The sequence below is a fragment of the Pseudomonadota bacterium genome (assembly GCA_039193195.1).
GTDB lineage: Bacteria > Pseudomonadota > Gammaproteobacteria > Steroidobacterales > JBCBZW01 > JBCBZW01.
In genome coordinates this window covers 1-3,277 of sequence record JBCCWS010000101.1, presented here as the reverse complement: position 1 = coordinate 3,277, position 3,277 = coordinate 1, and the positions used below count along the sequence as shown (strand labels likewise).

The 3,277-nt window shown below is 59.0% G+C and carries 3 protein-coding genes; 2 read left to right on the top strand and 1 reads right to left on the bottom strand.

Features of this window, described 5'->3' with window-relative positions; genetic code table 11:
- Positions 1-688: 688 nt before the first annotated feature.
- A complete protein-coding gene (locus AAGA68_27305) occupies positions 689-1,390 on the bottom strand; it encodes a hypothetical protein (protein ID MEM9388779.1) in 702 nt (233 codons plus the stop codon).
- A gap of 606 nt (positions 1,391-1,996) precedes the next feature.
- On the opposite strand from AAGA68_27305, the gene AAGA68_27300 reads away from it, so the two are divergent.
- Both AAGA68_27300 and AAGA68_27295 read left to right on the top strand, forming a co-directional pair.
- Positions 1,997-2,209: a DUF4224 domain-containing protein gene (locus AAGA68_27300; protein MEM9388778.1), complete on the top strand. Its 213-nt coding sequence runs from the start codon at positions 1,997-1,999 to the stop codon at positions 2,207-2,209.
- A complete protein-coding gene (locus AAGA68_27295; GenBank protein ID MEM9388777.1) occupies positions 2,206-3,135 on the top strand; it encodes a hypothetical protein in 930 nt (309 codons plus the stop codon). The genes AAGA68_27300 and AAGA68_27295 overlap by 4 nt, the downstream gene beginning before the upstream one ends.
- The last annotated feature ends 142 nt before the right edge of the window (positions 3,136-3,277 follow it).

The following is a 3,277-nucleotide window of genomic DNA, read 5'->3' as shown; positions in this document are numbered from 1 at the left end:
GTGTTGCGGACGGACGCCCATGCAGACGCTGGTGGATGGTCGCGGCTTGTGGGAGAGCAAAGTCAGTTCGCTGAACTGATCTGACAACTGCACGGCCATCGAGGTCGATAACTGTCAGATCAGGTCGCGACTAGCACACCTCAGTTGTCCATGGAGCCGACACTGCCTGCTCGCGCAGAGACGTGGTTACGTCTGACTCGTAAGGTTCCATCGCGATGTCTTTCCGTTCAGTTCCGTGTAAGGAGGTCGTGCGGCGTGGGCAGAGGGCTACAAGGGCTACCCACCTAATCCTACTTCAAATCCAAAGACACCAGGCGGTGGGCGCCGCTGTGGTGCGGCCACAAGCTTTGCCCTAGCTGCCGCGAGGTAGGCTCTGAACCAAGGATGAGCCGCCGTAGAAGCAACTCTTGGAGTCAAGTCCATCAAAGTGTACGGGCGGGCCTGGCTCATCATCTAGCAGACTGCCAGCGTCCCGCGCAGTAACCATGCTGAGAACCAAGCACGGAGCAGCAAGGAATTACGAATCTGGCACGGCAGGTTAGCCAGCCGCCTGTAGGTCGCTCGTAGTCTGAACTCGCGGGCACACGAACCTGGGCAAAAGGCGTCCCGGTGGCGATTTGATCTCGACCTGCGCGACGCTCAATTAAATGACCAACGATAGGCTACATCCGAGTCGGTCTCAGGCGCCTCATTCAGCGTCGTGTTTGACGACCCCACCGGCCTCCACGAACAGATCATCCATCTCCTTTAGCACCCACCTCAGCTCATCCCGAAGAATCCTCAGGCCTCGGCGTTCTTGCACCTCGCTCACCGTACTCCGCCAACGGTGTGCGTCATCGAGCATCCAGCCTAGAATTCCGACTGAAGTGTTCTCACAACCGTTAACACACGCGAAAAACGCTCCTGGCCGTTTACGCCCACCTAGAAGCATCATGGGCGCCGTACAACGGCTGCACCGCATGGTCTCAGGGTAGGTAACCATGTTGAAGGCAACCTTGGATGGCAGCCCCGCCTTTGCAGCCGCGATGAATTTCTCGATGTTCGGTTCGAAATAGGCTGGTAGGGCATCGACCCTGACCAGCAAGATGTCTAGAGGCCGGCAATGCTCCTCTAGAGCATCAATGGCGGCGATGCGCTCCGCGCTGTCGGATTTCCTGACGATCACCCAAAGTTGCTCGATGACGCCACGAGGGTTGGTCACCGCAGCATCGATCGACAGCCCCATCAGCTCGTCGAGCCTCTCAGGCTGAGAGCTTCCCGCCGCAAAGTCGATGGCGCGACGAAGATCCATCATCGCCTGTAGATGGTAATCCGTCTTAGCGAAGTACTTCCTCAGTGCAACGCACAGGCTGAAGGTATCCGTTTGCCAGGGTTGGTTCGTAAGTCTCATGCCTTGCCTCGTCTCCAGTTGATGCTAAGTCGGCCCTGTAGTGAGCCTCGCTCCCTAGACAATCTACTAAGGCACTCGACGCCTATAGCGCCCGCCCGAGCACCAGAGCTGTGGGCTGCTGGAAAGCCACTGATATCGCTTAGGATTTCGCTCAGCAGCATCCCGGGTGAGAGTTCGGAGCTGAAAAATTGAACGAAACGCGGATTCCTCAACCTAGAGAACAGCCTGCTGTCTGCAAGTACCCGTGTTTGGATGCGGGAACGGTTCTTGCTGCAGTGCGTAATAGCACCTTAGTAGACTTACCAGAGAAGCCACCGCACCTCCGACTTGTCAGAGTGTGTTGGTGGACTTGAATGTAGGGAGCGCGACCAAGGCTCGCGAGAGGACAGGGGAACACCGCGATGAGAAAGGTACACCGCGCTTACAGCCCTCGGACTCGCACCGCTCCGGCGCAGTTTGTGAGCACCCAACGGCGGGTCGGGCGACGCGACGAGTTGGTACACAACGACCCTGATCGCGTCGAAGGTCCGGAACACTGGTGAACCGCAGCGATGACGACCGTATATCACCGTGACGCCAGTTCACCTCCGAAGCGGAAGGGCGATCGTGAGTGACGGCATTCTCCAGTTTGAACGTCTGGCCGAGATCGTGGGCCGCAAGAGCGCCGCGCGCGTAATCGAGTACCTACGCGCCGAACGCATTCCCTACCGGCTGAACGCCGACGGCAAGCCATACACCAGCATCCAGGCCCTAGGCTTAGACCGTGCGCCGCAGCTCGACAACGGTGAGCCTGGTCCGGACTTCGAGGCGCTCACATGAGCAAGCCACCACGCCTTCCCGATGGCGTTAGTATCCGAGATGGGTCCTACCGATTCCGGAAGCGAATCGGTGAGGGCCGCCGAATCGACTTGAAACTGTGTCGCGTCGAGGAAGGGCTAGCGATGATGTACGAGCGCCTGGCCGAGGTCGAGCGTCAACTGCAGACCGGACAGCCAGTTGGCACCATGGGCGAACTGTTTGTGGACTACTTGGCGAGCACAAGACTAGCGGAGAAAAAGCCGTCGACGCAGCACGAGTACCGTCGGATTGTCGGTAAGCTAGTGCCTGTATTCGGTCAGATGAAGCCCGAACAGATAAGACGCTCGCACGTGGCGCAGATGATGGACCGTATGGCCGCTGCGGTAATGGCCAACCGTTACCGCTCCGTGCTTTCCGATGTCTTCGAATACGCCATGCGCCGGGGGCTCGCCGAGTCGAATCCTTGCAAAGGAATCGCTCGAAACCGCGAGCGCCCTCGCAATCGAGTAGTAAGCACCGAGGAGATCAATGCCGCGCTTCAGGTAGCAGCGCCTGCGTTCCGGCGCCTACTCGCTGCACAGGCGCTGATGGCCAAACCCCGGCAGGCGGACCTTATCGCCATGACGCGCGACCAGGTAACGCCCGACGGGATACGGTTCGCCGAGAGCAAAACGGGCGCTGGCAACGTCATCGAGTGGACGGATCTACTCCGTGCGCTGGTTCGCGAGGCGCTCGAACACTCCAAGTGTAAGCACGTGTTTGCTCAGGATCGCTACCCTGCCAAACCCTGGTCTGCATCCGGGGTGCACTCAGCGATGCGACGACTGAAGGTGTCGTTCACGTTTCACGATCTGCGATCCTGGGCGGCGTCCAATCACGCGCGTCCCGAATCGCTTGGCATGCTGCCCCGCTACCAGCGGGAGCGGCGCATCACTCCCGTGAGGTAAGGGATACGAAAGCAGGCACTAGCACCAAGGTGGGTGTGATTTCTCAGGGTGGGTGTGATGAGAAATCCGCGTCGACGCTAAGTGACTGAAAAATGGTGGGGCATCAGGGACTCGAACCCCGAACCTACTGATTAAGAGTCAG

Excerpts from the sequence above, each read along its gene's own strand:
- AAGA68_27305 (MEM9388779.1), bottom strand. The coding sequence starts at position 1,390 with ATGAGACTTACGAACCAACCCTGGCAAACGGATACCTTCAGCCTGTGC.
- AAGA68_27295 (MEM9388777.1), top strand. The coding sequence starts at position 2,206 with ATGAGCAAGCCACCACGCCTTCCCGATGGCGTTAGTATCCGAGATGGG.